The sequence below is a fragment of the Paenibacillus sp. NPDC056579 genome, from assembly GCF_042793215.1.
GTDB lineage: Bacteria > Bacillota > Bacilli > Paenibacillales > NBRC-103111 > Paenibacillus_S.
Genome location: NZ_JBHTVD010000021.1, coordinates 40,600 through 66,801, shown reverse-complemented (window position 1 = coordinate 66,801; position 26,202 = coordinate 40,600). Strand labels below are relative to the sequence as shown.

General features: G+C 51.3%; 24 protein-coding genes. 17 read left to right on the top strand and 7 right to left on the bottom strand.

Going from position 1 to position 26,202, the window contains the following annotated elements:
• Positions 1-634 precede the first annotated feature (634 nt).
• Entirely contained in the window at positions 635-1,282 is a 648-nt protein-coding gene (locus ACFQ88_RS38540; RefSeq protein ID WP_239635524.1) for a transcriptional regulator, read from the bottom strand.
• 949 nt (positions 1,283-2,231) lie between these two features.
• On the opposite strand from ACFQ88_RS38540, the gene ACFQ88_RS38535 reads away from it, so the two are divergent.
• The 4 genes from ACFQ88_RS38535 (at position 2,232) to ACFQ88_RS38520 (ending at position 5,880) form a co-directional block, all read left to right on the top strand.
• Positions 2,232-2,966, top strand: a complete 735-nt coding sequence (locus tag ACFQ88_RS38535; protein WP_239628251.1) for an EAL domain-containing protein — start codon at positions 2,232-2,234, stop codon at positions 2,964-2,966.
• A 12-nt stretch (positions 2,967-2,978) separates the two neighbouring features.
• On the top strand, positions 2,979-3,332 hold the full coding sequence (locus ACFQ88_RS38530; protein WP_239628248.1) for a hypothetical protein: 354 nt from the start codon (positions 2,979-2,981) through the stop codon (positions 3,330-3,332).
• A complete protein-coding gene (locus ACFQ88_RS38525; protein WP_239628246.1) occupies positions 3,329-4,129 on the top strand; it encodes a diguanylate cyclase in 801 nt (266 codons plus the stop codon). The genes ACFQ88_RS38530 and ACFQ88_RS38525 overlap by 4 nt, the downstream gene beginning before the upstream one ends.
• Before the next feature lie 236 nt (positions 4,130-4,365).
• Positions 4,366-5,880 carry a sulfatase family protein gene (locus ACFQ88_RS38520; RefSeq protein WP_379463138.1) on the top strand — a complete coding sequence of 505 codons (1,515 nt, stop codon included), beginning with the start codon at positions 4,366-4,368 and terminating at the stop codon, positions 5,878-5,880.
• A gap of 39 nt (positions 5,881-5,919) precedes the next feature.
• Here the strand turns inward: ACFQ88_RS38520 and ACFQ88_RS38515 are convergent, their stop codons facing one another.
• The 3 genes from ACFQ88_RS38515 to ACFQ88_RS38505 all read right to left on the bottom strand — a co-directional run bounded on the left by ACFQ88_RS38515 (position 5,920) and on the right by ACFQ88_RS38505 (position 8,040).
• Positions 5,920-6,777, bottom strand: coding sequence for a helix-turn-helix transcriptional regulator (locus tag ACFQ88_RS38515; protein WP_379463136.1), 858 nt, complete (start codon positions 6,775-6,777; stop codon positions 5,920-5,922).
• Positions 6,778-6,997: 220 nt separating this feature from the next.
• Positions 6,998-7,330, bottom strand: a complete 333-nt coding sequence (locus ACFQ88_RS38510) for a branched-chain amino acid transporter permease (RefSeq protein WP_239628239.1) — start codon at positions 7,328-7,330, stop codon at positions 6,998-7,000.
• Positions 7,321-8,040, bottom strand: a complete 720-nt coding sequence (locus ACFQ88_RS38505) for an AzlC family ABC transporter permease (protein WP_379463134.1) — start codon at positions 8,038-8,040, stop codon at positions 7,321-7,323. The genes ACFQ88_RS38510 and ACFQ88_RS38505 overlap by 10 nt, the downstream gene beginning before the upstream one ends.
• A 109-nt stretch (positions 8,041-8,149) precedes the next feature.
• Between ACFQ88_RS38505 and ACFQ88_RS38500 the strand changes: the two genes are divergently transcribed.
• Positions 8,150-9,544, top strand: a complete 1,395-nt coding sequence (locus ACFQ88_RS38500) for an aminotransferase-like domain-containing protein (protein WP_379463132.1) — start codon at positions 8,150-8,152, stop codon at positions 9,542-9,544.
• Between the two features lie 88 nt (positions 9,545-9,632).
• Here ACFQ88_RS38500 and ACFQ88_RS38495 read toward each other — a convergent pair whose 3' ends face one another.
• On the bottom strand, positions 9,633-12,665 hold the full coding sequence (locus tag ACFQ88_RS38495; protein WP_379463130.1) for a fibronectin type III domain-containing protein: 3,033 nt from the start codon (positions 12,663-12,665) through the stop codon (positions 9,633-9,635).
• Between the two features lie 336 nt (positions 12,666-13,001).
• Here ACFQ88_RS38495 and ACFQ88_RS38490 point away from each other — a divergent pair, with 336 nt between their 5' ends.
• The 5 genes from ACFQ88_RS38490 to ACFQ88_RS38470 all read left to right on the top strand — a co-directional run bounded on the left by ACFQ88_RS38490 (position 13,002) and on the right by ACFQ88_RS38470 (position 16,010).
• A complete protein-coding gene (locus ACFQ88_RS38490) occupies positions 13,002-13,421 on the top strand; it encodes a BlaI/MecI/CopY family transcriptional regulator (protein ID WP_239628229.1) in 420 nt (139 codons plus the stop codon).
• Positions 13,422-13,424: 3 nt separating this feature from the next.
• The gene (locus ACFQ88_RS38485) at positions 13,425-14,273 is read left to right on the top strand and encodes a M56 family metallopeptidase (protein ID WP_379463128.1); all 849 of its coding nucleotides are present in this window, start codon (positions 13,425-13,427) and stop codon (positions 14,271-14,273) included.
• 113 nt (positions 14,274-14,386) lie between these two features.
• Positions 14,387-14,791 carry a DoxX family protein gene (locus ACFQ88_RS38480; protein WP_239635523.1) on the top strand — a complete coding sequence of 135 codons (405 nt, stop codon included), beginning with the start codon at positions 14,387-14,389 and terminating at the stop codon, positions 14,789-14,791.
• A 77-nt stretch (positions 14,792-14,868) separates the two neighbouring features.
• Positions 14,869-15,579, top strand: coding sequence for a DsbA family protein (locus ACFQ88_RS38475; RefSeq protein WP_379463100.1), 711 nt, complete (start codon positions 14,869-14,871; stop codon positions 15,577-15,579).
• 5 nt (positions 15,580-15,584) lie between these two features.
• Complete coding sequence (locus ACFQ88_RS38470) at positions 15,585-16,010, top strand: disulfide oxidoreductase (protein WP_239628223.1); 426 nt, start codon at positions 15,585-15,587, stop codon at positions 16,008-16,010.
• 109 nt (positions 16,011-16,119) lie between these two features.
• On the opposite strand, the gene ACFQ88_RS38465 is transcribed toward ACFQ88_RS38470, so the two are convergent.
• Positions 16,120-16,965 carry a DUF3592 domain-containing protein gene (locus ACFQ88_RS38465; protein WP_379463098.1) on the bottom strand — a complete coding sequence of 282 codons (846 nt, stop codon included), beginning with the start codon at positions 16,963-16,965 and terminating at the stop codon, positions 16,120-16,122.
• A gap of 193 nt (positions 16,966-17,158) precedes the next feature.
• On the opposite strand from ACFQ88_RS38465, the gene ACFQ88_RS38460 reads away from it, so the two are divergent.
• The 5 genes from ACFQ88_RS38460 to ACFQ88_RS38440 all read left to right on the top strand — a co-directional run bounded on the left by ACFQ88_RS38460 (position 17,159) and on the right by ACFQ88_RS38440 (position 23,938).
• The gene (locus ACFQ88_RS38460) at positions 17,159-19,405 is read left to right on the top strand and encodes a heavy metal translocating P-type ATPase (protein ID WP_379463096.1); all 2,247 of its coding nucleotides are present in this window, start codon (positions 17,159-17,161) and stop codon (positions 19,403-19,405) included.
• Positions 19,406-19,587: 182 nt separating this feature from the next.
• Positions 19,588-20,223 carry a sulfite exporter TauE/SafE family protein gene (locus tag ACFQ88_RS38455; RefSeq protein WP_379463143.1) on the top strand — a complete coding sequence of 212 codons (636 nt, stop codon included), beginning with the start codon at positions 19,588-19,590 and terminating at the stop codon, positions 20,221-20,223.
• 192 nt (positions 20,224-20,415) lie between these two features.
• Positions 20,416-21,756, top strand: coding sequence for a spore germination protein (locus ACFQ88_RS38450; protein ID WP_379463094.1), 1,341 nt, complete (start codon positions 20,416-20,418; stop codon positions 21,754-21,756).
• Between the two features lie 7 nt (positions 21,757-21,763).
• Positions 21,764-22,846, top strand: coding sequence for a GerAB/ArcD/ProY family transporter (locus tag ACFQ88_RS38445; RefSeq protein ID WP_379463092.1), 1,083 nt, complete (start codon positions 21,764-21,766; stop codon positions 22,844-22,846).
• Positions 22,847-23,938, top strand: coding sequence for a Ger(x)C family spore germination protein (locus ACFQ88_RS38440; protein WP_379463091.1), 1,092 nt, complete (start codon positions 22,847-22,849; stop codon positions 23,936-23,938). It begins immediately after the preceding gene.
• Between the two features lie 43 nt (positions 23,939-23,981).
• On the opposite strand, the gene ACFQ88_RS38435 is transcribed toward ACFQ88_RS38440, so the two are convergent.
• On the bottom strand, positions 23,982-24,407 hold the full coding sequence (locus tag ACFQ88_RS38435) for a FixH family protein (protein WP_239628211.1): 426 nt from the start codon (positions 24,405-24,407) through the stop codon (positions 23,982-23,984).
• A gap of 228 nt (positions 24,408-24,635) precedes the next feature.
• On the opposite strand from ACFQ88_RS38435, the gene ACFQ88_RS38430 reads away from it, so the two are divergent.
• Positions 24,636-25,349: a metal ABC transporter ATP-binding protein gene (locus ACFQ88_RS38430; protein ID WP_379463088.1), complete on the top strand. Its 714-nt coding sequence runs from the start codon at positions 24,636-24,638 to the stop codon at positions 25,347-25,349.
• A complete protein-coding gene (locus ACFQ88_RS38425; protein ID WP_379463086.1) occupies positions 25,295-26,185 on the top strand; it encodes a metal ABC transporter permease in 891 nt (296 codons plus the stop codon). The genes ACFQ88_RS38430 and ACFQ88_RS38425 overlap by 55 nt, the downstream gene beginning before the upstream one ends.
• Positions 26,186-26,202: the final 17 nt, after the last annotated feature.

The following is a 26,202-nucleotide window of genomic DNA, read 5'->3' as shown; positions in this document are numbered from 1 at the left end:
ACGAAAATCCTCGTAAAATGCTGGAAAGAACAGCTATTCTACGATAGGCGTGAGTTATCTCAAGAACTTTCCGGAATTAGGGGGCCTAACCGAAATATGTGATATTGGGTGGGAAAACGACCCAATAACGGAACGTGTGTCCGATCACACTTCCAAAACTCCTATTTTTGAGCAAATAGCGGAACTCCTGTCCGATAGGGTTGAAGATTTGAGGGATACCTGTCCTATCGGACCGTGGTTCCGCTATTTGAGTAAAAATGCGCCAAATTGAAGGGTGATCGGACAACAGATCCGCTATTCAGCTTAAATTCGCGATTTTGCATGGGAAACTTGCCCAATAACGGAACGTGTGTCCGATCGCACTTCCAAAACCCCTATTTTTGTGCAAATAGCGGAACTCCTATCCGCAAAGAGTGTAGGATTAGATTACTTGCCACATCAGCGAATGTACGAGTCGAGTACAATCACTAAGCACAAGAGTGTCCTATGGCACTTTCCACCATTTCGATGCTTGTAAGCAAAAACTCCTTTCGAATCAAAGTTAAACACGTTATTACCGTTTGCTACATTTATGCTTAGGGAAACAACTCTCAGCCATTCAGCAACAAACTGAAACATCAGTCTGTCCATCCGCCTACAGTTTGAGCCTATACGATCTGGCACGCATGGTTCCGCCCGCAACCTCTATCAGCTCCATGTCCACCAAATGGTGCAGGATCCGTCTAACATGCCGGTCGCTGATTCTAAGATGCTCGGCAAGCTCCAAAGGCGTAAACGGGCGAAGCACACGCCGTGCATAGCGCATCGTCTCCGCTTCAATCCAGGATAATCCGGATGGGGCGGCCGAAGATATAAACGAGCCGATGAAGGACAAGATGAGCTGCTGGCATTGCTTGGGCTCGTCTTTAATCGATAAATAAGCGATAGGCAAAAAGCTCCATCCGTCAAGCGTTAGCAAGCAATGACGCTGGCACAAATCTTTAAACCGCCTTACATCCAAATCACGGGCGTGAGGCCCGTATCCTTGAATTTCGATCCCGCCTTTGACCCCGCCAGGCATATAAGCTAAATCTATGTACCGGTATCCGTTGTTAAAATCGCGCACCTCCCACTCCGGAAACAGGTGATCAAAATTGCCAACGATTGGATACCAGACGAAACGCAGAAATTCGACGGTTCCATGGCCAAGTCCATTCTCCAGCAATTCGCGTCTTCTATGATTGGTTTCCCCGGCAATTTGGGCCGCCAACCAATCCTCGTATTTTTCCTCAAATCGAAGTATAGAGATCTACATCCTTTCTCTGCATGAAAAAAGCCGCTTGATACAATCCATCCTTTTTGCGAAAGATGGAACGTATCAAAGCGGCATGTTCTTCACAACCGTTTTATTTTATATCCAGTATACCGAAAAACGGATTATGCGGCAATGACTGAACCTTATTAATGGGAAGAAAGGTTATAGCTCTCTTGCCGACGAGTATATCGAGAAGATTCGCGTTGTCCAACCTTGTTGCACCATGTTAGGAATATACTCTTAAAATTACATGGGGGCGTACAGGTCGGAAGTTCAGCGCGGAAGAAATGGTCGCTTGAAGAGTAACAGTAGCGAAGTTACCAGCAGAGTTGCAGGTAAACTTTAGAGCCTATAAGGTAAATCTATCTCACGTCAAGGATCTGAAATGGAGCAATGCTGCCAACTCGCCGATTGGATACTGTATGACGATGAGAATTGTATATTCTCTAACACTTCCGATGGATCTTAAGTCCATTGTTTTCTCTTTCAGTCATATGACTGTTGAGCTGACGGATGAGTTACATAGCGGCATATTTCGGCTATTCGGTTCCCGCTTGCATTAGCTCAATAAAAGCGTTAGTGGTTACGGGGCTATGCGCTAAATCCTCAACCTTCTTCATTTCATGCAACGATTAATCCACCAACATTCCCCTCCCGCTCAAAACACCTCCCCCCTAAGCCTTGCTCCAAAGCAGCAAGTCAAGCAGGGCACGGCTTCCCTCTAATAATTATAGGCAGTAAGAACTATTGAAAATAGAGAGATTTGTCTTTTTCGAGTCGAAAAATATCGCATTAAAGATAGATTCTGTCGATTAATGTAAGAGATTAGTGGATTTGAAAGGAGATTTCATATAAAATTAAGAGGATGCTTGAAAAATTATACAATTGATAGCAGCGGAAATGGGCCTTTTTAATCAGGAAGAAAGGAATATTGACAATGCCGCATACTAAATCGAGATGTACTTTCTCTCATGTATATCAACCTATTGTTTGCTTGCAAAATAGGAGAATACTGGGATATGAGGCACTCATTCGCAGCGAGACAGGGAATCCGGAGCAATTGTTCGAGATGGCGCGCCAGGAAGATTCGTTATTCGATTTGGATACGCAATCGGTATTGAGGGCGGTCGTTCAATGCAATGAGGTGATGTCTTCCGTCAGCAAGAGCCAGCTATTCGTTAACATATATCCTTCGACTTTGCTTCATGAGGACTTTTATTCTTTTTTGGATGAGCTGATCGTTCGGCGGTCCAATACGGGGCTTGATATTGTGTTCGAAATTAACGAAGCTATCGAGGAGTTCGACCGTTGGAAGGAGCTGCTGGACAGAGGAGTCTTGAATCATTTGCACAAAAAAGCGATACTGATCGCCTTCGACGATGTCGGGGAAGGGGCCATCTCGCTGAAGCAGCTGGTAGATTTTGAACCGGATTATATCAAGCTGTCGAAATATTTTACAAACGGTCTCGAAAGCTCCAAGGGTAAGCAAAGGCTCATCAAGATGCTGGCCGATTACTGCCGCGGAAGCATGTCCAAGCTTATTGTAGAAGGAATCGAGAACGAGCAGCAGTTTCAAATATTGGAGCAGATGGGCGTGATCTACGGTCAGGGGTATTTGTTCGCCAAGCCTCAGCCTTTGGAAAATCTCATGTTCGTTCATACCATTACGTAAAGGAAGTTTATGATGAGTAATAAATTGAACTACTCTCGCAGAGCGAGCCTGTCGATGAAAATGACAGAATTCGAAGTGCCTCCCATGCAGGATTTGCTGATCATAGGCAAGAGAGCGCCCATAGGGCCAGAAGCGGTAAGGCGGATGGCCGAAGCTCTATCTCCCGAGCAGTTCTCGATTCTCAAGATCGACCATCCGAAGGTGGAGGGGGTCTTGATCCGGAATTCGATACTGGAAATGCTCGACAAGCACCTTCTGCTCGATATTATATTGGAAGAAGCCGATCGGCTCATCAATGAAACGATGGTGCTAAGGGCGGAGCTGAAAATCGCGATATCCATCCAAAGGGAGGTAGAGCTGCAATGAAGGTAGAGGAGCTGATGTCCGAGCAAGTATGCTGTATCTCTTCAGGCAAAAGCGTCCGGTATGCGGCCGACAGGATGAATGAGCTGGGAATCGGCTCGCTTGTCGTCGTGGACGAAGGGAAGGTGACGGGAATCATTACGTCGAAGGACGTTCGTTCGGCCCACCCTAACCGTATCGTCGCCGATGCGATGACGCATGACCCTATCGGAATATCAAAATCTACCTTTATCGGCAACGCCCTGCATATTATGGAGCGGCATAAGGTCGAGCGGCTTATCGTCAAGGACGGGGATGCGATGAAGGGCATAGTGACCCGCGAGACCCTGAATACGACGATCGGCCATTACATCGATCAGCTAACCGGCATGTATCGCTCCAAGTACATAGAATATATTTACGATTATTTGGTGAGCGAAGGGATCCGCTTTTCGCTGCTGTTCATCGATCTTAACGATTTCGGTATGGTCAATAAAAAATACGGCCATGCGATCGGCGACGATCTGCTCATCCATTTTGCCAGCGTGCTGAAGAACGCCGCACAAGAGCAGGACTATGTGTGCCGTTATGGTGGAGACGAATTCGTTATGATTACGAGAAGGGCGCAAACCGAGCTGAATACGCTCGTCAATCAGCTTTCCCTTCCGATGTGCTTCGGATCGTTTACCATCTCCGCTGCGGTAGGGGTTACTAGCGGGTATGACGCCGCGGGCGGCAGCGCGTTCTCGTATCGGGACAGCATCAGCAAAGCAAGTCTGCTTTCGACCGGCATCAAGCAGAAGAAACTGTCGCTGATGTAAAGGATCCTCGGCAATCTTTCATAAACATGCCGTTACCCCGGAGACCTGCATTCCATTTCAAATTGGAAGCGCGCGAGTTTCTATTTTTGCTTTCCTCGTTTCCTAACATGTAAATCGAGGCTCGGGTGAACAAGTACCAGACAAAATGACAACACGACCATCCGACGAATTGCCATTGGTCACGCCGGATTCCCGATGTATGATGGAGAAAACAGCCGGGAAAGAGGTAGAGTACATTGCAAAGAAAACCTAACATCCTGCTTATTACAAGCGATCAGCAGCACTGGAATACGATAGGAGCGTTTCAAGAGCAGATCAGCACGCCGAATCTGGATCGTCTTGTCCGCGAAGGCACTACCTTCACGCGGGCCTACTGCCCGAATCCTACCTGCACGCCGACTAGATCCTCTATCGTTACGGGGATGTATCCAAGCCAGCACGGAGCCTGGTCGCTCGGAACGAAGCTGCTGGAGGACCGCCATACGATCGGGGAAGATTTGATGGAGCACGGATACCGTACGGCTTTGATCGGTAAAGCGCATTTTCAGCCGTTGAAGGGGACGGACGAGTATCCGTCGCTGGAATCGTATCCGATCCTGCAGGATCTGGACTACTGGAACCGGTTCAACGGGCCGTTCTATGGCTTCGGCCACGTGGAGCTTGCGCGTAACCATACGAACGAAGCTCATGTAGGACAGCATTACGCTTTGTGGATGGAGGAGAAGGGCTGTGCGGATTGGCGCAGCTACTTTTTGCCGCCGACCGGCACGATGGACAAGGAGATCATGCACACGTGGCCGATTCCCGAGGAATACCATTACAATACGTGGATTGCCGAAAGAACGAACACGTTAATGGAGCAGTATAAGCAGCAGGAGGAACCGTTCTTCCTGTGGGCAAGCTTCTTCGATCCGCATCCGGATTATTTGGTGCCCGAGCCGTGGGCGTCCATGTACGATCCCGATAAGCTGGATCTCCCTCAGGCGGTGCCCGGAGAACATGACAACAATCCGCCTCATTTCAAGCTGACCCAGGAGCTGGAAGCGGACTTCACGCCGTGGAAGGAGTCGGGCTTCGGCATTCACGGCTACCATACTCATCAGCGCTACAGTGTCCAGGAGCAGCGGCGCAATATGGCGACCTACTATGGAATGATCTCGATGATGGACCATTACATCGGCAGCATTCTCGACAAGCTGGAAGCGCTGGGTCTGGCCGACAACACGATCGTTGTGTTTACAACGGACCACGGCCATTTATTCGGACATCACGGATTGCACTTCAAGGGGGGCTTTCATTACGAGGATTTGATCAAGCTTCCGTTCCTCGTCCGCTATCCGGGCCAAGTGCCTGCGGGCCGAACGTCAGCAGCCATGCAATCGCTGGTCGACCTGGCACCGACATTCTTAAGCTTGGCGGGTATTCCGGTTCCGAGATCGATGACCGGGGTGGATCAAAGCTCCGTATGGCTTGGTACGCAAAGCTCCGCCCGCGATCATGTGCTGTGCGAATTCCATCACGAGCCGACGACGATCCACCAAAAAACCTATGTCAATGAACGGTACAAATTGACCGTCTATTATAATCAAACGTACGGCGAGCTGTTTGATTTGGCTGACGACCCGCAGGAGCTGCGAAACCTGTGGGACGATCCCCAGCATGCGCAGCTGAAGACCGAGCTGCTGCTGCGCTATGCTTGGGCGGAGCTCGGCAAAGAGCCGATGCCGATGCCCCGCATCGCCAACGCATAAGCAAGACGTATTAGCGAGCGAACGTGCGAACTCGCAGCCCTATAGCTCATCTCTGAAGCTGCTGGGAGAGGAGCCGTGGTAGTTTTTGAACGCGCGGGTAAACGAGTACAGATCGGGATAGCCCAGGCTGAGCGCGATTTCCGTTATGGACAACGAGGTGTCTAGTAGCAGCTGGGCGCCCTTGTCCATTCTCAGTTTTTGCAAATACTGCATGGGCGAAGCTCCGGTCTTTTGCGTAAACCGGGTGGAATAATAGGTGCGGTTGACGCCGGCCAGCCGGGCCAGCTCTTCTATTTTGATAGGCTCCATATAGTGCAGACGCAAATAGTCGATGCTGTCGTCCAGCCAATCGCGCTGGATGTCATGGTCATGATCGACAGTGGAAGCCGATGGTGCCTGAGCCCGGGATAGCCCGTCGAACAGCCGGTACAGCTCGCTCGACTCGATGTAATCGCTGGAATGACGCTGCTCCTGCAGGCTGATAAGGGTATGAAGCGCAGCTTTCACGCGAAAGTCGAGCCTGTTCTCCAGAAACGGCTCGGCTTCGCTCAAATGAAGGCTGCGGACTGCCTCCGGAACCTGGCTGCCTTCCAAGGCCAGCCACATTAAACGCAGCGGCTTCCCGGAATCATGGATGCGATAGCTGTAAGGGAGGTAAGGAAACAGGCAGAACAGATCGCCCGCCTTCAAATGCTTACGCTGTCCATTGTACTCAAAGAGCAGCTCACCCTCCATAATAAAATGGAGGCTGTGGCATTCGATAATTTTTGGACCTACATGATAATGGGGCTTGGCGATATTGCGCCCGGCGCGGACAATCCGCATGCCTCCCTTTTGCAGCAGGGGGGAAGGAAGCTTGAGCCATACGTCGGCAAATTCGTGGCCGAATTCCTGCATAACCGATCCTCCAAAGGGTGTAGTAGCTACGGGTGGGCGCTGTCGTGTATCCAAAGCAATGCACCTGCGGTCCCGTCAGCTTTAGGTACAGCATACTGCCAGACCGAGGATTTGACAATCGTTATGAACCGGTGAACGGTTTCCTTCTAATATCACAAAAGAAAAGAGAGTGTCTCTGAAGCTATGAATAAGCCGAGGGATACTCTCTTGCAATTTATTTTTAAAATACCAATTGAATCAAAAGCATGTAGACGAGAGTGCCGCATGCAATGGATAAAAGCATATTCTTTTTCCATAGGTGAAGAATTGCAACGACTGCAATGGCTATCAGCTCGGGGATTCCGTGGTTGCCCGCCAAAAGATTGACATCTCTGATGCTATAAATCACCAGCAGCCCGATAGCCGCCGAGGGCAGCACTCTGCCGAGATACTTCACATAGCTTGGAGTGGGCCGGCCTGATGGAAATATAAGAAAAGGGATAAACCGGGTCATCATCGTTCCCACGACAACCATTCCGATCGTGACGATTTGTTCCAATAAAGTCATTGACATGTGCTTTCCCTAGCTTTCTTCTCGAATTGCTTCCTCATCAAAATAAGCACGAACAGAATGATAATCATGGAAGGGAGAACGAAGCTGCCGCTGTGAAAAATAGAAAGGCATAAAATGGATATTCCGAGACCTAATAACGCGCTGTAATGCACCGTCTCTTTCGTCCATTGTTCAATAAAAATGACCACAAATAGAGCCGTCATTACAAACTCAAGCCCGTCCATATTGATTTTGACCAGCGATCCAAAAAGCCCGCCAATCGATGCCCCAATCACCCAATAGCTGTGATTCAGCAGCGTAACGAAGAACATATACCAGCCTTTATTTATCCCTTGGGGTATATTTGCCGTGTAATTAATGGAGAAGGACTCGTCGCATAGGCCAAAAATCAAGTAGATCTTTTTTAACCCGGTCCCGCTATACTTTTCGAGCATGGATATCCCGTAAAAAAGATGACGTGCGTTTACCATCAGGGTGAGGAACAGCGCCCCCAGCGGATTAAAGGCGCCAAGCAGCAGATTGACGGCGACAAATTCCATCGAACCGGCGAAAATAAGCAGGCTCATAAGGAATGCATACCCCGCACCGAACCCCGACACGTTCATAAAGATGCCGTAAGCGACGCCTAGGAATAAAAAGCCTGCGAATATGGGCAGCGTAGAGGGCAAGGCCGCACGAAACGCCAGTTGAAGTTCTTTTTTGCTAATCATGATTTGCTTCTATCTCCTCAGCCAGAATACTTTTCCATGTCATTTTAGCAGTGCAAATCCATACAATCAACGATATAATTGTATGGATTACAATTTTGCGAGGTGCAGCATGCCGATCAATTCCTTCACCGATTACCCTATGTCGTGGAAACCTGACAGAGAAGGTTTGAAGCGACCGCTCTATCTATCGCTGGCCCTGTTACTGGAGCGGGACATTACAAACGGATTTTTGGCTCCCGGCACGAAGCTTCCCCCGCAAAGGGAATTGGCCGATTTTCTGGACGTCAATTTTACGACAATTACACGCGCTTATAAGCAATGTGAGCTGAAAGGTTTAATCTACGCCGTTACAGGAAGCGGAACGTTCGTATCCCCTAATGCAGCGCGCTCCATTACCATTTCCAAAGATAAACTGTCCAATGAAGTTATTGATCTTGGCTTTGTCGCATCCTTCGAGCAGAGCAATGCCGTTGTCGCTGAGGCTGCGAAGAAAGTGATGGAGAAGAGCTACCTGGAGCAGCTTCTTAACTACAACGACCCTACCGGAATTCCGCATCAAAAAATCGCGGCGCTCCATTGGATGAAGGAATTTGGCATCCATGCGGATACGGAAAATACGGCTATTGTATCCGGAGCGCAGAACGCATTGGCGGTTGCGCTGCTTGCTCTATTTGAGCCTGGAAACCGGATTGCCGTGGATATGTATACGTTCGCGAATTTCATTGAAATTTCGAAGCTGTATCGTGTTAAGCTAGTTCCGATTCCGGGCGACGAGCATGGAATGCTGCCGAACGAGCTGGAGCATCAGTGCCAGCAGGTGGAAATTCACGGCGTCTTCTTGATGCCTTCCTGTTCTAATCCCACTACGATAATGATTCCGGAAAGCCGCAAAAAAGAATTGGCTGCAGTGATCCAAAAGCATCATTTGATAGTGCTTGAAGATGATATTCACGCCTTTTTGTCTGCCGGCGCTTTACCTGATTATGGCCAGCCCATGTACCAGCTGCTTCCCGAACAAACGGTCTATATTTGCGGCACCTCCAAGTCCATCTGTTCCGGCCTCCGGGTCGCGTATATGGTATTCGGCGATGCGTTTAAAGAGAAGATTCTGAAGGCGATATTTAACATCAATGTCAAGACTTCTTCGTTGGATGCCGAGATCGTCACCGAGCTTATACAGTCGGGCAAAGCAGATGAAATCGTTGCGGAAAAAAAGCAGCTGGCGCGGTCGGCCAACCATTTATTCTCAGAGCTGTTCCCGCAGCCTCAATATGCAGGCCATCCGTTAAGCTTTTATAGATGGCTTCCTTTATCGGATCGTGTTACTACAACAAACATGGAGAGTTATTTTCTAAGCAAGGGAATTCGGGTTTATCACTCCGACCGGTTTATAAGCGGGGCTAGCACACAGAGACAATATTTAAGAGTAGCGCTCTCGTCGACCAATTCTATGGAGGAATTACGAAGAGGGCTGGAGATTTTGAAGGAACATCTTCCGGTGTAGGGACGTACCCATGAAAAACGGCCCTGCTCGCAGTTTTGCGAATAGAGCCGTTTGTAATTCGTTCAAACCGCTAAGGAGCAGCTTAAGCTTAGTTTGGCTTCAGCTTGACCTCAATCGTCGTCGGCGCGGATTCCTCATGGAACGTATTCACCGCTGTGACGCTGAAGTTATGCTTCTTGCCGTTGGGCAATCCCGTTACTTTGTACGAGGTGCGGTTGATCGGCTGCGCCGTCAAGCGGATGCCGTCTTTGTAAACATAATAGCCCAATACGTCGCTTTCCGTATTGGCCTTCCATGTCAAAGTCGCTTCCTTGTGCCCTTTGTCGGCTTGGAGATCGGAAGGAGAGGCGGGAATCGCATGACGGTTCACCGTTACCGTATACGTACCGGTCGTTTGACCGTCCGCCGCGAGCACTTTGATAGCAATAACGTTCGCTCCTACGGCAAGGTTGATTGCCCCGGTCTCATAGACGGCGCCGCTCACCGTATACGTCACATTCGTGACGCTGCCGCCGCTGCTTACGGTGATGCCGTCAAGCTTGGACTTCAGGCTGCCCAAAGTCGTCTGCAGACGGATCGTTTGGACAGAGTTGGCAACGTCCTTCGTGTAGGCCGTTCTCTGAGGATCAAATCCGGCTACCGGATCGTTATTCAGGGAAAGGCTGCTGAGCGTCGCGATGCTTTCCTTGACGACGCGGACCGTAAAGGAAGCGGTCCGGCCGTTATAGGTGGCGGTAATAATCGTTTCTCCCGAACGATGCGCTGTAATTTGCCCGTCAGCGGTAACTGAGGCTACGGAAGGATCGCTGCTGACCAGCCCGGAAGCCTGCGTCACGTCGAACGTACCGCGCTCGCCAAGGAAATGCTGCACCTGCAGCGTGCCGGTCTCTTGCTCCATCAGAGGAGCCGACGGACCTTGGATCGCAATATGGTCGTACTGCTCCCACGCTTTCAGATCGACGATCTGCAGCCGGTCGAGCGGATAATTGATGCCGGGTTGATAAATGTTCGCTCCCGATTCGTACATGATGTACAGCTTGCCGTCGTCCGTGACGAAATTACCTTCGGCGGATGGCGGCATATCGAGTGAATCTACCATATTGAGGCCGTCAAGAAACCATACCGGAACACTCGTATTTTCAATCATTACGCTCGAATGAGGCGTTTCCTGCACGCTGACCTTGTATTTCAAAATGTTGCTCTTCGGATTGCCGTTCGTCTGGCTGAGCATCACCTCGTCATCCGTAACCGACACGCCTTGAATCCGATCCGTCACGGAGAATATCGTGTTCGGAATCACCATGCCGTCGGATGTGTACTTGCTGTCAGCCGGTAAAAGATCGGTTGCTTCGTCCAGCTTATAGCCGACGATCCAGGCATTGTATACCTTGTTGTCGCGGGCGGTCATTTTCTGAATCGGCGTCGTCAAATAGTTAGGCGAGCTGTAATAGTCTCCGACCCAGAGCGTTCCATTGGAGTACGAAGCGAAGGAAGCGCGGGTATTCGTCTTGAAGCTGTCGACAATCGATAAATTGGCATTGTCGGGACATTGGATGACGTCGTCGAGATTCAAGCGCAGCATTTCTTTGCCGTAGGCGATCCATACCGACTTCTTGCTGACTGCGACGCCGCCTGCGTGACCGGTGAACGGCTGGCCGTTTTTATACAGATGGATCGTCTTGACATGCGCTCCGCTCTGCAGATCGACAATGGTCAGCGTACTGGCTCTGCGGTCGTCGCGGTAGCTGGACAGAATAGCCCAATTCTTGTCCTTGATCACATGCATGCCTTGCGGTACAAGGCCTTGCAGCAATCCAGGCACGATAGGGCCCGGCTGGCTGACATCGAGAAACCGTTGATAGAGCGACGTGTCGCCGACAATCGGCGCGCCGGTCTCTTCCTGTGTCAAAGGCTGGTGCGGCAGAGTGATCAGCGCCGGGAGCGACTTGTCCGATTCGTTGGCCGATGAATCGACGGCGGCTACCTGCAGCTTGTACTCGAAGCCGCCGGATAACGATGTGATCTCCGCCCAGTACGTGCTCGATGACACCGTTCCGACGAGTGTGCCGTTCCGGTAAATTTTATAGGAAGCCATGTCCGGCTCCGCATTCGGCGCCCAGCTCAGCTTCACCGAGGCCACTCCGGTAGGAGCAACCGTCAAGCCGGCAGGAGCCGCAGGCGGAATCGGATCAATGACGGCGGGCTGCGGCGTGCTCTTGACCGTAGCGGAAGGCACCGACATTTGCGACGTTTCGTTGACTGCGACAACGGCGAACCTGTATTCGGTAAAATTCGTAAGCCCAGTCACCTGGTAGACAGGCTCCGTAGTAAGAGTACTGTCAAGGATGCCGTTGACGAGGACATGATAGCCGATCACATCGGGATCGGTGCTGGCTGTCCAACTAAGCTGCGCCGAACGGTCTCCCGGCGTGACGAACAAGCCGTTTAACGGCGCGGGTGCTGCCGTTTCAGGAGCTTGCCCCTCCACAAGCAGGCCCGGAGTCGGCGTCTGCTGGTTGGCGGTTTTGCGCATGACGATCGTGCTGTCCAGCGGATAGCTGTAGACGACACTCTTGTTGAGCACCACGTCATCGGCCGCTCCGGTTCCGTCGCTGTAGGAGGCGCTGCTGAATTTGTAGCCGTCGCCGCCGACAAGAACAAGGGTGCGCGAGCCGCTGTTGGATAAGCCTTGGCCTGAGATCGGGTAAAATTGATCGGGTCTCAAGCTGGAGCCGTAATGGGCGTTAAACGCTTCTACACTACCGGAAAGCCCGGGAGATTGCACCCACAGCACCATCGTATCTCTAGGCTGAATCGTCATCTCTTTGTCCAGGTTCCAGGTGGAGGTCGTATTGTAAATGATTTTATAGCCGTTCAAGGGTATCGGGGCGCTGCTGTTGTTGTAAAGCTCGATGTATTCATATCCGTCTACGGAGCCGCCCGCCGCGTTCGTTGCGTTGCTGGTGTCTTGAACCATTTCCGTAATAAGCAAGGGCGAGACGGGTGTGGAGTCCGCAGCGGCCCGGGCTTCAGGAAATCCGGTGAAACCGCTAAGGGGAGCAGCGAATAAGGAGCAGGCCAATCCGATTCTCGCGGCATGTTGTAAACGCTTTATATTCATGGTTGAATTCTCCTTTATCAAGCTGGGTTTACAGATTTATCAATAGCTGATTGCCGATCAATTGCAGCACAAAAAGACGAAAGTTCACCCCCTAACAAATTGTCTCCTTCGATAAAGATGAAGGGAAAATGTGCAGGATCAGGGTAATCTCGTCGTCTCCAACCCGTATTCCTTCTATTAAACTAGCAAAACCTGAAACGAGAAAAGTATATCATACTTTCGAGCATGGCGTATATACATAAGAAGTCTTAAAAAATGCCGCCGTTTCCCTTATAATGGGAGGAACTTGACATTTGAAAATGGGGGCACTACAATTTGTAGTGAGAGGTGTGGATATTGAAAATTCATCATTTTAAGACGAATGAGAGCGGCTTGAACCGTTTTTTCGGAGCCTTGGAAGCGAAGATTATGGAGATTCTGTGGGTCAGCGCCGAGATAACGATCAAGGACGTTCAGCAGAAGCTCGAGCAGGGGCAGGAGAAGGCCGTGAATTTCAACACGGTGATGACTGTCATGAACCGGCTGGTAGATAAGGGCGTATTGCAAAAGCGCTTGGAAGGCAGATCGTTCGTATACCGTCCCGTTTTGTCCAAGGAACAATTCATCGACACCCAGTCCAAAGAGCTGACACACGAGTTAATCGAGGAGTTCGGGCCGGTTGTGGTCAATCATATGCTGGACGCTCTGGAGACGGCCGATCCGGATTTAATGGAAAAGCTAGAGCAAAAAATAAAACAATGGAAAAAGGAAACGTAATACATGTGGGAAAATCGATCCAAGTTGATTTTTATATCATGTATGCTCATTGCCGGGGTAATGTTCGCCCAGATGGGAATGTATATCATGCATGCGTTGGCCGGATGGCAGATCCGATATAACGTTATTCAATTGTGCCACACGATGATCCGTTCGCTCGGCATGCTGTGGGTCGGGTACATTTTGAACGCCATCGTATTTTCCACGTTTGCTTTATCGATATGGATCGCCGCGAGACAGCTGTATTTGTCCAGAAGATTTTACCGGAAGCTGATGTCCTGGCGGAGCGATTCGCTCACTCACGATTTGAATCAGCGGTACAGCGGCGGGCAATATTCCATCGCTGTCGTTCAATGCTCCAAGCCGATGGCCTTTGCCATGGGGCTTATCAAGCCGCAAATCGTATTGTCGACCGGATTGGTCGATATGCTGGACCGGCGGGAGCTGGAAGCCGTCATTCATCACGAAACGTACCACCGCAATCATTATGATCCGTTAAAAACATTCCTGATGTCGCTTTGCGCATCGGTCATGTGGTATATTCCGATTTTAAAATCGTTTCATCAAAATTATAAGATCGTTAGAGAAGTGCTCGCCGACAACTACGCGATTAGCAAGACCGGAGATTCAGTCCATCTGGGAAGCGCGCTGCTGAAGCTGCTTAAAGGGAATTCGCCCGTACAAATGCCGTTCTCGCATGTTTCGTTCTCGGACACCTCCATCAACTTCCGTATCCGGCAGCTGCTGGATCCGCAGACGGAGCTTCCGCTGAAGTGGCCGTTTACACCGGCGATGATCTCGGTACAGGTGCTGTTTGCCCTTTGCACGATGTTTGTACTCGTGATGAACTAAGAAGTCTGTTCCCGGGCGAGTTCGCCGGAATGGCAGCAGGCTTCCATTTTTTTGGGGAATTACACTACAATGTGTAGTTTGAAAATATATTCACTATGAAGGAGGAAATGATGATGAATAACAGGGCCGAGCTTGGAACATTGATTGCCAGAGTGGTGCTGGGCTTTACTTTCTTTGTTCACGGCTACATGAAATTTCAGGGTGGCATCGCCAATGCGGCGGGCTTTTTCAACAAAATCGGCATTCCGGGAATGCTGGCCTACGGGGTAGGCGTCATTGAGCTTGTCGGCGGCATTTGCGTGCTGCTGGGGATAGGAACTCGTATTTTTTCCGTCGCTTTTGCTGGTATAATGGTAGGAGCCATTACGATGGCCAAGCTGTCTGCAGGGTTCGCCGGCGGGTATGAGCTGGAAGTGGCGCTGCTTGCTATGTCCGTTCATCAAGCGCTCAGCGGGGAACAGAAGCTTGCTCTGGGCCGTTATTTCGTCCGCGGACGGAATGCGAAGCAAAGCGTTTAAGTGCAATAAATGGCAGCGTATAGGGAATACTTCGCTTAATGACGGAGCCTAAGACGAACTTTTGATAGAAGGAAGAGATGGAATTGAAGCCAACTGCGAAGAAATCGGTGTACAAGGAGCTGCGCAAGCAGGAGAAGCTAAAAGAGAAGGCCAGAATGAGAATGATCATGTGGATTACGGCAGCTTGCGTCGTAGCGCTGATCGCTATTGCCATTATAGCCATGCCGAAGGCGGCGCCCGTGGAAATGCCGTATGAATCGATGCCGGTATTGGGCAAGCCTGATGCTCCGGTCAAAATTGTCGAGCTGGGCGATTATAAATGCCCTTCATGCCAAGTGTTCAGCCAACAAATCGAGCCGAAGCTGAAAAAAGATTTCGTCGATACGGGCATCGCTTCCTTTCATTTTATGAATTATACGATTATAGGGCCTGATTCCAACACGGCCGCACTGGCCGGTCAATCGATTTTCCATCAAAACAACGAGGCTTATTGGAAATTTTACGATGCGATCTACAAAAACCAGGGAGACGAGAGGACACCATGGGCGACTTCCGCGTTTTTGACGGACCTTGCGCGCAACGAGAAGCTGCCGATCGATTATGACAAGCTGAAGCAGGATATCGAGAACAAAACGTATCAAAACGAAGTAGACGCGCATAACTCGTTCGCAAGCAGGAACCGGGTGACCGGTACGCCGACCTTGTTCATTAACGGCAAAAAATTCGATGAGGCGTTCGATTACAATAAACTGAAAGCCGCTATCGAGCAGGCGCAAAAGGGTGAGTAATAGCGATGCGCTCCATTGGCAAACGGTATGGCCTCTATTTGGCCTGGGTGGTCTCGCTTGTCGCCGTAGGCGGCAGCCTCTTCTTCAGTGAAGTGCTGCGCTACGAGCCTTGCAAGCTGTGCTGGCTCCAACGCATTTTCATGTATCCGCTCGTCATTTTGCTCGGCATGGCTTGCTATAAAAACGACCGCAGGCTCATTCCTTACCTGCTGCCTTTGAGCTGTATCGGCGGTTTGATCTCGCTGTATCATTATGCCGAGCAAAAGATCCCCGGGCTTGCCAAGCTGCTGCCGTGCACGGTCGGGGTACCCTGCAATGTGGATTACATTGACTGGTTCGGCTTCGTTACGATTCCGCTGCTTGCTTTGACTGCGTTCATGCTGATTACGTGCAGCCTGCTTCTCGCTCGCGGTTCGGAAGAGGAAGTATAGCAGCTAAATAGGGTACCTTATATTGATCCAATAAAAAAACGCGGCGTCCTTGGAGGGATTTGAATCCCCGGGATGCCGCTTTTTTGTGTTGGAATCAAGGGATCTAGCATTACAAAGACAACGTCACTAGCCCGACTACTATCGTAATTAGTATAAGCAGTGACACAATCCAAGTGTAGATAATGACATGAAGCCTGGGCTTAGTATGTACGATATGATCATCTATGGTTGTTTCGCCTGCAATGCTGTCGATCATAAGACTGTTACCGGGCCGGTTCGAATCATATACAAGCGCCTCTTCATGATCATCCTCGAGCATCTCGGGTAGACTCGTATGTACAGAGGCCTGATGGATGTTACCGTCCATGTCTTTATATTGAAACGTTAGCTTATATACCGGCTTCTTATTTTCGCTCAAGATGGTTTCTTCTTTGGATATCAACGTACCCTTTGCCAGTACTCCTTTTGTAAGAAGAGGGACGGATCGGATGTACTGACGCAAACAGAAATATGTAAATAGAGCACCTGCTATTGGAAATAGATAAACAAAGATGAGGTCCAGCGGAAACATGTTACCGCGTGCTCCTATAATTCTTGAATATTCAGGTTTGCCCGCAGGGTAATGGATGCTGACGTTGTCACCCGCTCTGAAAATCGTATCGGCAGCATAGGAGGTTCCGCTGATTGTTTCTCCTGTTTGTATAGTAAATTGGTGATTTACTGCATAGATTTTGGCTCTATTGATGGATGCATTAGTAGGAAGAACAGAGGTTACTTGACCTGAGACTTCAATAGATTCACCTCTAAAATGGATAATGGACATATCTATCTTGGGGGTAATCAGTATGGATAACAAGAGACCGATAAAAAGAAAGATCCAACCGAGCAAATAGATTACTCGTCCGAAAAGTAAACTAATCTTCGTTTGAAACGAGATAGTACGATTGTTAGGCATTATTTAGTTTACCTCCTTAATCATTTCCTTATATTAACATAAACTAGTTCCTTTTTACTAGATGGGAGCTTATTTGAATGGAAGCTTTCTAAGCAGAAAATTACTCGCCGTCGGTTAGCATGATTGCTTGAGCCAGTCCATATATTGGTACGGAAAGACAGCGGGCAATCTTAATGAAGATGGAGTGAAGACGATGAACGGTACAGCGCCTACGGCGGTCCGGCAGGTCGTAATGAACATCACGGGAATGACATGTGCGGCATGCGCCGCTCGCATAGAGAAAGTGATCGGCAAGCTGGACGGCGTCGAGCAGATTGACGTCAACCTTGCCCTGCACCGGGCTACGCTGCAAATCGTTCCCGCCCGGATCACCCTCCGCAGCATCGAAGATAAGGTGCGGCAGCTGGGCTATACGGCGGAGGAGCATAATCCCGGCATGGCGGGTAAGAGCGGTGCCGATCCGTTTGAAATCAGCAGAACGGGGGCCGTGCTGCTCCTTTCCTTCCTGTTCATGGTCCCGTTCCTGTGGGCGATGGCGGATCACCACGCATGGTCAGCCTCTATCCCTGTGCCCGAGCTGCTGGTGAACCCGTGGTTTCAGCTGGCTTTGGCGACTCCGGTTCAATTCATCATCGGGCTGCCCTTCTACATCCGTGCTTTCCATGCGGTAAAAAACGGCGGCGCCAACATGGACGTGCTGATCGTTATGGGAACCTCGGCTGCGTATTTCTACAGCCATTATTTAATGTTTCATCCAAGCTCAACTGCGGGCCATGCGGCAGGCGGGGCTCATCATACGCCTTTGTATTTCGATGCAAGCGTCATGATTATGACGATCGTCTGGTTCGGGAAATGGCTGGAGGCGCTGTCCAAGCGGCGGACGCTGCACAGCCTCCGGCAGCTTCATGAGCTCCGGCCGGAGATGGCGCAAGTCATTAGGGGCAGCCGTGAGCTGCGGGTCCCGTTCGAAGAGGTGGCGAGCGGAGAACTGCTCGTTGTGAGGCCCGGAGAGAAGATCGCTGTGGACGGCGTCGTTACCGAGGGGTATGCATCCGTTAACGAGTCGATGATCAGCGGTGAAGGCCTGCCGGTCGATAAACGGCCAGGAGACCGGGTGATTAGCGGTACATGGAACCAGAACGGGGTGCTGAAGGTCAAAGCGACAGAGGTCGGACACCAGACGACGCTTGCCAAAATGATCCGGCTGATGGAGGAGGCGCAAAGCTCGAAGGCGCCGATTCAGCGGATGGCGGACAACATATCCGGCATCTTTGTGCCGATCATCATAGCTATCGCTGCGGCGACGTTTGCGGCATGGTACTTCGTGGTGGAGCCGGGCGTAACCGGAGGGGCTTTGGAAAAAGCGATAGCGGTGCTGCTCATCGCATGCCCGTGCGCTCTGGGGTTGGCTACGCCGACTTCGATTCTGGTCGGGTCGGGGAGGGCGGCTCAGCTTGGCATCTTGTTCAAGGAAGGCAAGCATTTGGAGGAGCTTCCGCGTACGGATGTAATACTGCTGGATAAAACCGGCACGATCACGATAGGCAAGCCGCATCTGTTCGATGTAATGGCAGCGGGAAGAAGAGACCGCGCGTCTCTGCTCCGCACCGTTGCCGCAGCGGAGCAGCATTCCGAGCATCCGCTGGCTAAGGCGATTGTCGAGGCTGCCTTGTCCGAAGGCTCGGGGGCGCTGGAGCTCCCGGCCAGCGAGCGCTTCGAATCGTCGGCGGGGCGCGGTATCATCGCCGTAGTGGAAGGCTCAGCCGTTCTCGCCGGAACGCGCAAATGGCTTCAGGAGCAGGGCGTAGCGCCGATTCCTCCATCGGGCCGCATCGAGCGATGGGAGCAGGAGGGCTGCAACGTCATTTATGCCGCCATTGACGGCGAATGGGCGGGAGCCATCGCGCTGAGCGACCGGATCAAGCCGGCGTCGCGCAAGGCGATCCAGCAGTTCAAGGCGATGGGAGCGGAGGTGATGATGGTCACAGGCGACCATCATCAAACAGCGCGCTCGATCGCGAAGCAGGCGGGCATTCGGCACGTCTATGCCGAGATGCTGCCGGAGCACAAAGCGGCGCTTGTTCAAGAATTGAAGAGCCAAGGCAAGCATGTGGCGATGATCGGAGACGGCATCAACGACGCGCCCGCGCTGGCGGCGGCGAATGTCGGGGCGGCGATAGCCAAAGGAACGGACATCGCCAAAGCGGCCGCCGATGTCGTCCTGCTTAGAGGCGACCTGAACGGCATGGTTCGCGCTATCGGCATCAGCCGCCGCACGATGCAGATTATCCGGCAAAACCTGCTGTTCTCGCTGATGTATAACGCCTTGGCGATTCCCTTCGCGGTAAGCGGCTATTTGGCGCCTTGGGTCGCCTGTACGGCTATGGCGTTCAGCTCGGTCACCGTCATTTGCAATGCGCTCAGGCTGCAAAAAGCTTGAATCCGGAAGCTGCTCGCTTCGTGCTTCCGGTGAAGGGGGATGTTCCCCGGCCCGGCAGGAGCGCAACGCAATGGTTCTTCGTTCGCCGGCTGCATCATACATATAAGGCAGCATAGCTTGCACAGGAGGTGAAGCCCATCCTGACTGCAGACGGAATCATTTTGGCCGCCTTGACGGGCCTCATGGGTGCGCCCCATTGTATCGCCATGTGCGGCGGAACGGCGGGCGGCTTCGCCTTGAACGCGGATACGGGAGCATTCCGCGCCGTCCTGGCGTACAATCTGGGGCGATGGACGACCTATATCGGACTCGGAGCGGTCATGGGAGCCTTGGGCTCCTTTGTCAATGTGGCGGGGAAGCTGGCGGGGATTCAAGCCATTGCCAGCATGGCGGGCGGCGCGCTTATCTTGCTCTGGGCGTTTCGCAAGGCCGCGCTGCCTTTGGCCCGCTGGGGGCCGCTGCGCTTCGCGCCGGTGAGCCGGCTCGCGTCCCGGCTCCGCTCCCGCAAGGATGCCGCTGCGATCTACGCAAGCGGCATCCTGCTCGGCTTTATCCCCTGCGGCTTGACGTACGCGATGCAGAACGCCGCTGCGAGCAGCCATGCCTGGAGCGGGGCGCTGCTCATGGCGGCGTTCGGGCTGGCGACGTTCCCGGCGCTGATAGCCGCAGGCCTCTTTGCGGGCGCGCTGAAGAAGTCGCTGCGCAGCAAAATCCAACGCGCAGGCCACTACATTGCCGTATGGATCGGCGTGGTGTCGATACTGCGCGGCATGGCCGCCAACGGATGGATTCCGAGCATCCATCCGTGGCTTTGGTAGCCCGGTTCGCGGGACCGGGCGCAGGAGCAAAACCAAGGACACCTCACGTCGGGAGGTGTCCTTGGTTTGTTTTCTCTGCGACTCATATCGGTCCAAGGGACGACAGGTAGCGTGCCAAGGCCGCTGCATAATATTTTTTCATCTATTGGCTAATAATAACAGTCAAATGTGTAAGCAACGAGGTGCTATGTGGTGAGCGAGCTATGGCTGGACCGGATCTTTCCGTTTATGAGCAAGTCCGATGATTTCGTATGGAAGACGATGTCCGACCGCGGATTTCTTGTTCAGTATTTTTATCTTGTCTCGATGATTGACGCGAAGCAGTTGGACAGCCTTGTACTTCCTGCGATTATCAGCAGCCAGAACCAAGAAGAGCTTCAGACGAAATTGCTCTCCTTAGGGAGTATGATGAGTGCAAAGGAGCCTGCTTCACTCGATCATCACTTATTGGACGGGACCATTATAGTCCGCCTAGACAATGCCTTGTTCACGATTCCGGCGAAGAAGATAAGATCCGACCAGCCGGAGGACATGAAGGTCGAGCAAACCTTGCTGGGACCGCAAAAATCGTTGTCGGAATCCATCGATGCGAACCTGGGAATTATCCGCTCCCGTTATCCGAACGTAGAATTGCGGGCGGAGCCTTACGTACTGGGCACTCTTACAAAGACGCGAGTTTTGATGCTGTACGATCAATCACGGGTAAAGCCGGAATTATTGGAAGAGGTCCAATCGAGACTCTCCCGCGTCCAATTTGATATATTTCAGTCGGTAACCCAGCTGGAGATCGGAATGAATAATCGCCGGCTTTCTTTGTTCCCCCGGATGCTGGTAACGGAAAGGCCGGATCGAATCGTATTGAATCTGGCCAAGGGTAAAGTAGTGATCATGGTCGACGGCACTCCGTTCACGCTTATTGCCCCGGCCGTTTTTTATGACTTCATGTCGGCCATGGATGACTTGTACCAGAGCTTCTGGGTTGCAAGAGCTCTTGTTCTTCTGCGTTATTTGGCATTGTTCCTCACGATTACGCTGCCGGCCATTTATATATCCATAGTTTCGTTCAACCCGGACATTACGCGGGTCCAGCTAACATTGTCCATTGCGGGCAGCCGTGCGGCAGTGCCTTATCCTTCCTATGTCGAGGTGCTCATCATGATGTTCCTTACCGAAGCTTTGACGGAGGCCAGCTTAAGACTGCCGAAATATATAGGTTCGACGGCCACCACGGTCGGCGGTTTGATTCTTGGCCAGGCGGCACAGCAAGCAGGCCTTGTCAGCAGCATTATGATTATTATCACATCGGCGGTCGCTATCTCCAACTTTGTCATCCCGATCAATGTCATGAGTTATTCCGTGCGCATTTTGAAGTATGTGTTTATTATATTCGCTTCCTTCTTTGGGATCGTAGGCACAGCGGTCGGGTTGTTCTGCCTCATCGGCCATATGGCCAATATGAGAAGCTTCGGGGAGCCTTATTTGAAGCTGTTCATCGGCGAAGCAGCTCAGGGGCGGCCGATACGCTCCAAGTGACGCGCCCATGAAACGCTACTTTTATTATTTGCTGATCATGAGCATGCTGACGAATACGATCTTTTTCATTCCTACCATATTGGTAGAGCAGAGGTTTAACGGCGCGTTGCTAGGTATTGGCTTCAGCGTAATTTCAGGGTGTATTTGCATTTACTTATTCAGTAAGGGAATGGGACGGTTTCCCGGCAAGGATCTTCCGGATATATTCCGTCTTTTTTTTCCAAGGTGGTTTCGCATTCCGTATGTCTTCTTTCTCGGCTTCATGTGGTTTACCGCAGGCGGTATTATCGTCATCGCTTATTCAAGAATCATTCAACGGTTTGTCAATCCGGAATTCAATCTTTTTGTGTTGATCGGTTTTTTCCTCACGGTCTGCTGCTGGCTGGCATCCGGCAAATCACGTTCCATCCTATACGTGGCGGAAATCATTCTGGTGCTGAATGTTCCTTTTATCATATTGCTCCTGTTTAAGGCGGTAACGTCCCCTGAGCTAGATTGGGATGCTGTAAGGGTTATGACACATTATTCCACTCAAATGCCAAGTTTTCCGATCGTTTCAACGGCAACCTACGTGTTCACAGGCTATGTCAACTGGGTCGTCTTTAACAGAGAGTTCTCCGGATTGGTGCTCAAGCATACGTGGGCTATACCGGTCACCGGCCTGCTGGTTATGCTGTCCAGCTTTCTTATTCCAATCGGACTGCATGGCACCATAGGGGTGGAATCGTATGTTCATCTATGGGTCAGTACGGCGGATTCACTGCGTTTGGAATTCGGCTTTATTGAACGTGTCATTTACATTTTTCTCGTGCTCTATTTGTCCGTATCCCTGTTATTTGTTTGCGTGACATGGCATGTGGGGGGCGAGCTGATGAAAAGTGCCGCTCAAGATTTGCAGATTCGCCAAAAATGGATAGGAAATTGGCTTCCCTTTATCGTGATGTCGATTCTTGTCTTGTTGACGGTGCAGTATTTTAACGAGAAGCAGTTCCTCGAAGTAGCCAAGTGGTGGTTCATCATACGATATCCGAGCGAATGCATGCTGGTCATAATGGTCTACTGGCTTGGGAAGAGGAAGGGAGGAGCCTAGTTGCGCGCCTGGATTTCTATTGTTCTTACTGCGGTAATGCTGTCAGTGTCGGGATGCGGGTTTAAAGATATCGACAAGCGTTACTTTGTATTGGGGATTGGAATTGATAAAACGAATGACGATACCAAGCCTTACCGGGTTACTCTAAAGCTGGGAATTCCATCGGCTAAGGTTGAGCCGGGGCAGTCGAATCGTTCTCAATTAATAAGCCAGGACGCGTCAACGATCACGGAAGCGGTTCGATTGCTGAAATCCAAAGTCGACAAGGAGCTCGATTTCGGTCACACGAAAATTTATTTGTTCGGCAAAAGTCTGGCTTATGACGACATTCAGAAGCCTCTGGATTGGTTCGTACGCCGGCGGGATACTCAAATGATCGGATACGTAGCTATCGGAGAGCCGAGCGCGGAAAAGATTCTGTCCACCAAGCCGCCGTCTGAAAGGCTGCCGGCCAACGCTTTGATTATGTCCTTTAACGGGGAGGGGACCGAGTCTTCTTATATTATGACCGAAAGGCTCTCCGACTTTCAGCGCCGCATTACCGAAAGAGGCAAGGATCCTTATATGCCCATCATCCAGGTGTCTGGCGAGTCGTTTGCTATCCTGCGCGCAGCCGTAATGGACAAACATAGGATAAAGCTCGAACTAAGCGAGCAGGAAACGCGGGTTTTGAACGAGCTGTTGAAAAAAAATAAAAATTTCGAGCTTTACACTAAGAGCGGTAAAGATGATTTTGCTATGTCAATAAATCGATTCGGCATGAAATACAAGCTGCTCAATGAGCAGGTAAATCCCAAAATCCGGATGACCTTTCACATAACGGGGGTTGCGGAGGAATCGAGCAGGAGGCTGCATTCCCAGGATTGGAGCCGGCTTGAGCGTGTCGCCGCAAAGCAGGCGGAAGAGCGTTTTCTTGGGTTGTTAAGGCGATTGCGTGATCACGGCCTGGATCCGATTGGCTTCGGGCTGAGGTACCGGGCTATGGGACATGTCTCTGACGACGAATGGCAAAAGTGGCTGGAGCTCTATCCTAAGACGGAATTTGACCTTCAGATCCACGTTCAATTTGTAGGGACAGGTTCGGTAAAATGATCTTAGCAACGACCCCGCGTGATTGCGCCCATGCGCCAATTCATCAGCGCGCCGCCCAGAATGGGTGCTGCATCGAATAAGTATGGCCGTTCAACGATACTTTGACATCGGCCGTAGATGCTCCCGCCATCAGCGGGATGCCGTCCCCGTGATAAATTCCCGGCGCGACTTCCGATGCCTTGACCGTACTCGTCCCGCAAAACATATCCGGCATCGACAACGTGATGTCGATGGCCGCGCCGCTGACAGGCCGTTGATCCGCCTGGCGAATCTCTACCGTGAAGCCGTTAGGCTTGAGCACGACGGCGTGGTCGGTATTCATTTTGACTTCAAAGGTATAAGGCTCCTCCGTAAATACGGATACCGGCTTATAATCGGGAATCGGTTGATGCTGCTGCACGAGCCAAGCTCCGCACAGAACGGCGGCAATCCCGGCCAAGCCGTACAGCAGCAGGTTTGTTTTGTCCATGCCGCGCCTTCTTTCCGAGGTGGTGTTTCTTAATAAATATATCGAAATGAAACCTTTTATGACGAAAAGGTATTCTTATGCAAAGTGATAATCGTAAAAAATACTATTTACAAACGGGCGACTATCCTATATGATAGTCCATGTCGGTTTTAATAGTAATAATTACATTTAATGTTGTGGTACAGTCAAACCATCATTCTCATGTGCGGGAAGGAGGGGCACGCCCCAATGGAATTAGCTGCAATGAGCAACGTCGTATTCGGCTATACGGATTTTCCCTGCCTCGAGGATGTACATCTATCGATAGCTCAAGGGGAATTTGTTGCGATAGTCGGACCGAACGGGGCTGCCAAAACAACGCTGCTCAAGCTGATGCTTGGCCTGCTGAAGCCGTGGAGCGGCGAGGTGATGTATCCGGGGACGGCAAAGCAAGGGGACGGAACGAAGACGAGGGTAGGCTACGTCCCGCAGCAGATGGCCGCATTTAACAGCGGATTTCCGAGTAAGGTGATGGAGTTTGTCCGCTTTGGACGATTTGTTCGCAAACGATGGTATTCCCGCTGGAACGTCGAAGATCGTCAGGTAGTGGAACAGGTGCTGAAGCAGGTGGGCATGTGGAGCTTCCGGGATTCCCGGATCGGCGAGCTGTCCGGCGGTCAGAAGCAGCGGATCTGTATTGCGAGAGCGTTGGTGCAGGAGCCGGATTTGCTGGTGCTAGACGAGCCGACGACGGGGATGGATAAAGAAAGCAGGCTGGCGTTCTACGAGCTGATGGATGAGCAGGTGAAAAAGCACAAGCGTACGGTAGTCATAGTCACCCACAACTTGGAAGAGGTGCTGCCGAAGATCGATCGCGTAATCGAGCTGAAACGAAAGGAGGGGGGCGATTGGAAATGCTGCACTACGAATTCATGCAGCGGGCATTTTTGGCCGGGGGCGTAGTCTCGCTGCTCGCATCGGTAATAGGTGTGTACCTGATGCTGCGGAGGCAGGCTTTGATGGCGGATACGTTATCCCATGTGTCCTTGGCAGGGGTTGCCATCGGGTCTCTGCTTCATGTGAATCCGGTATGGACTGCGTTCCTCACCGCGATCGTAGGCGCATGCGCCGTGGAATACGTCCGCAGGTCGTTCCGCTCGTTCAGCGAAATATCCATCGCCATCATCATGATAGGCGGGCTGGCATCGGCTGTGGTCATCATGAATATGAACCAGGGACTTTCCAAAAGCATGAGCGCCTACCTGTTCGGCTCCATCGTTGCCGTCAGCAATACGGAATTGCTATTGATGTCGGCGGTTGCCGCAGCAGGCGGATTGTATTTCTTTTTCTTGCGGCGTTCCTTGTACATGCTGACCTTTGACGAAGAGACAGCGGAGACCAGCGGTCTGCGGGTCAAGCTGCTGACGTTTTCCTTCAGCATCGTAACGGGAATGGCTGTTGCCGTAGCGATGCCTATCGTCGGAGTGCTTCTGGTGTCTTCGCTCGTCATTTTGCCTGCCTCTCTTGCGATTCGGGTGGCGCGCGGGTTTACAGCCGCGATATGGCTTTCGATGGGCATTGGGCTGACCGGTGTTTTTACTGGTCTAACCGCATCGTACCGGCTTAGTACGCCGCCTGGAGGTACGATTGCCCTGATATTGCTTTTGTTTTTGATCGTAGGCTTGCTAATGAAAAGATGCTGGGTCTACATAGGGAAGCTGCTTAATAAGCGGCTGACGCGGAACGACAAGGAAGTCCGTTCAACGCAATGGACACGGCAAGGAAGCCGGTTTAATTAAACGAACTTTTATGGAGG

Coding starts and splice junctions, on each gene's coding strand:
- ACFQ88_RS38530 (WP_239628248.1), top strand. CDS start 2,979: ATGAGTAATAAATTGAACTACTCTCGCAGAGCGAGCCTGTCGATGAAA.
- ACFQ88_RS38525 (WP_239628246.1), top strand. CDS start 3,329: ATGAAGGTAGAGGAGCTGATGTCCGAGCAAGTATGCTGTATCTCTTCA.
- ACFQ88_RS38470 (WP_239628223.1), top strand. CDS start 15,585: ATGCGCTCCATTGGCAAACGGTATGGCCTCTATTTGGCCTGGGTGGTC.
- ACFQ88_RS38495 (WP_379463130.1), bottom strand. CDS start 12,665: ATGAATATAAAGCGTTTACAACATGCCGCGAGAATCGGATTGGCCTGC.
- ACFQ88_RS38460 (WP_379463096.1), top strand. CDS start 17,159: ATGAACGGTACAGCGCCTACGGCGGTCCGGCAGGTCGTAATGAACATC.
- ACFQ88_RS38465 (WP_379463098.1), bottom strand. CDS start 16,965: ATGCCTAACAATCGTACTATCTCGTTTCAAACGAAGATTAGTTTACTT.
- ACFQ88_RS38505 (WP_379463134.1), bottom strand. CDS start 8,040: ATGATTAGCAAAAAAGAACTTCAACTGGCGTTTCGTGCGGCCTTGCCC.
- ACFQ88_RS38515 (WP_379463136.1), bottom strand. CDS start 6,777: ATGCAGGAATTCGGCCACGAATTTGCCGACGTATGGCTCAAGCTTCCT.
- ACFQ88_RS38430 (WP_379463088.1), top strand. CDS start 24,636: ATGGAATTAGCTGCAATGAGCAACGTCGTATTCGGCTATACGGATTTT.
- ACFQ88_RS38535 (WP_239628251.1), top strand. CDS start 2,232: ATGCCGCATACTAAATCGAGATGTACTTTCTCTCATGTATATCAACCT.
- ACFQ88_RS38480 (WP_239635523.1), top strand. CDS start 14,387: ATGAATAACAGGGCCGAGCTTGGAACATTGATTGCCAGAGTGGTGCTG.
- ACFQ88_RS38475 (WP_379463100.1), top strand. CDS start 14,869: ATGGAATTGAAGCCAACTGCGAAGAAATCGGTGTACAAGGAGCTGCGC.
- ACFQ88_RS38485 (WP_379463128.1), top strand. CDS start 13,425: ATGTGGGAAAATCGATCCAAGTTGATTTTTATATCATGTATGCTCATT.
- ACFQ88_RS38445 (WP_379463092.1), top strand. CDS start 21,764: ATGAAACGCTACTTTTATTATTTGCTGATCATGAGCATGCTGACGAAT.
- ACFQ88_RS38435 (WP_239628211.1), bottom strand. CDS start 24,407: ATGGACAAAACAAACCTGCTGCTGTACGGCTTGGCCGGGATTGCCGCC.
- ACFQ88_RS38500 (WP_379463132.1), top strand. CDS start 8,150: ATGCCGATCAATTCCTTCACCGATTACCCTATGTCGTGGAAACCTGAC.
- ACFQ88_RS38455 (WP_379463143.1), top strand. CDS start 19,588: ATGGGTGCGCCCCATTGTATCGCCATGTGCGGCGGAACGGCGGGCGGC.
- ACFQ88_RS38510 (WP_239628239.1), bottom strand. CDS start 7,330: ATGTCAATGACTTTATTGGAACAAATCGTCACGATCGGAATGGTTGTC.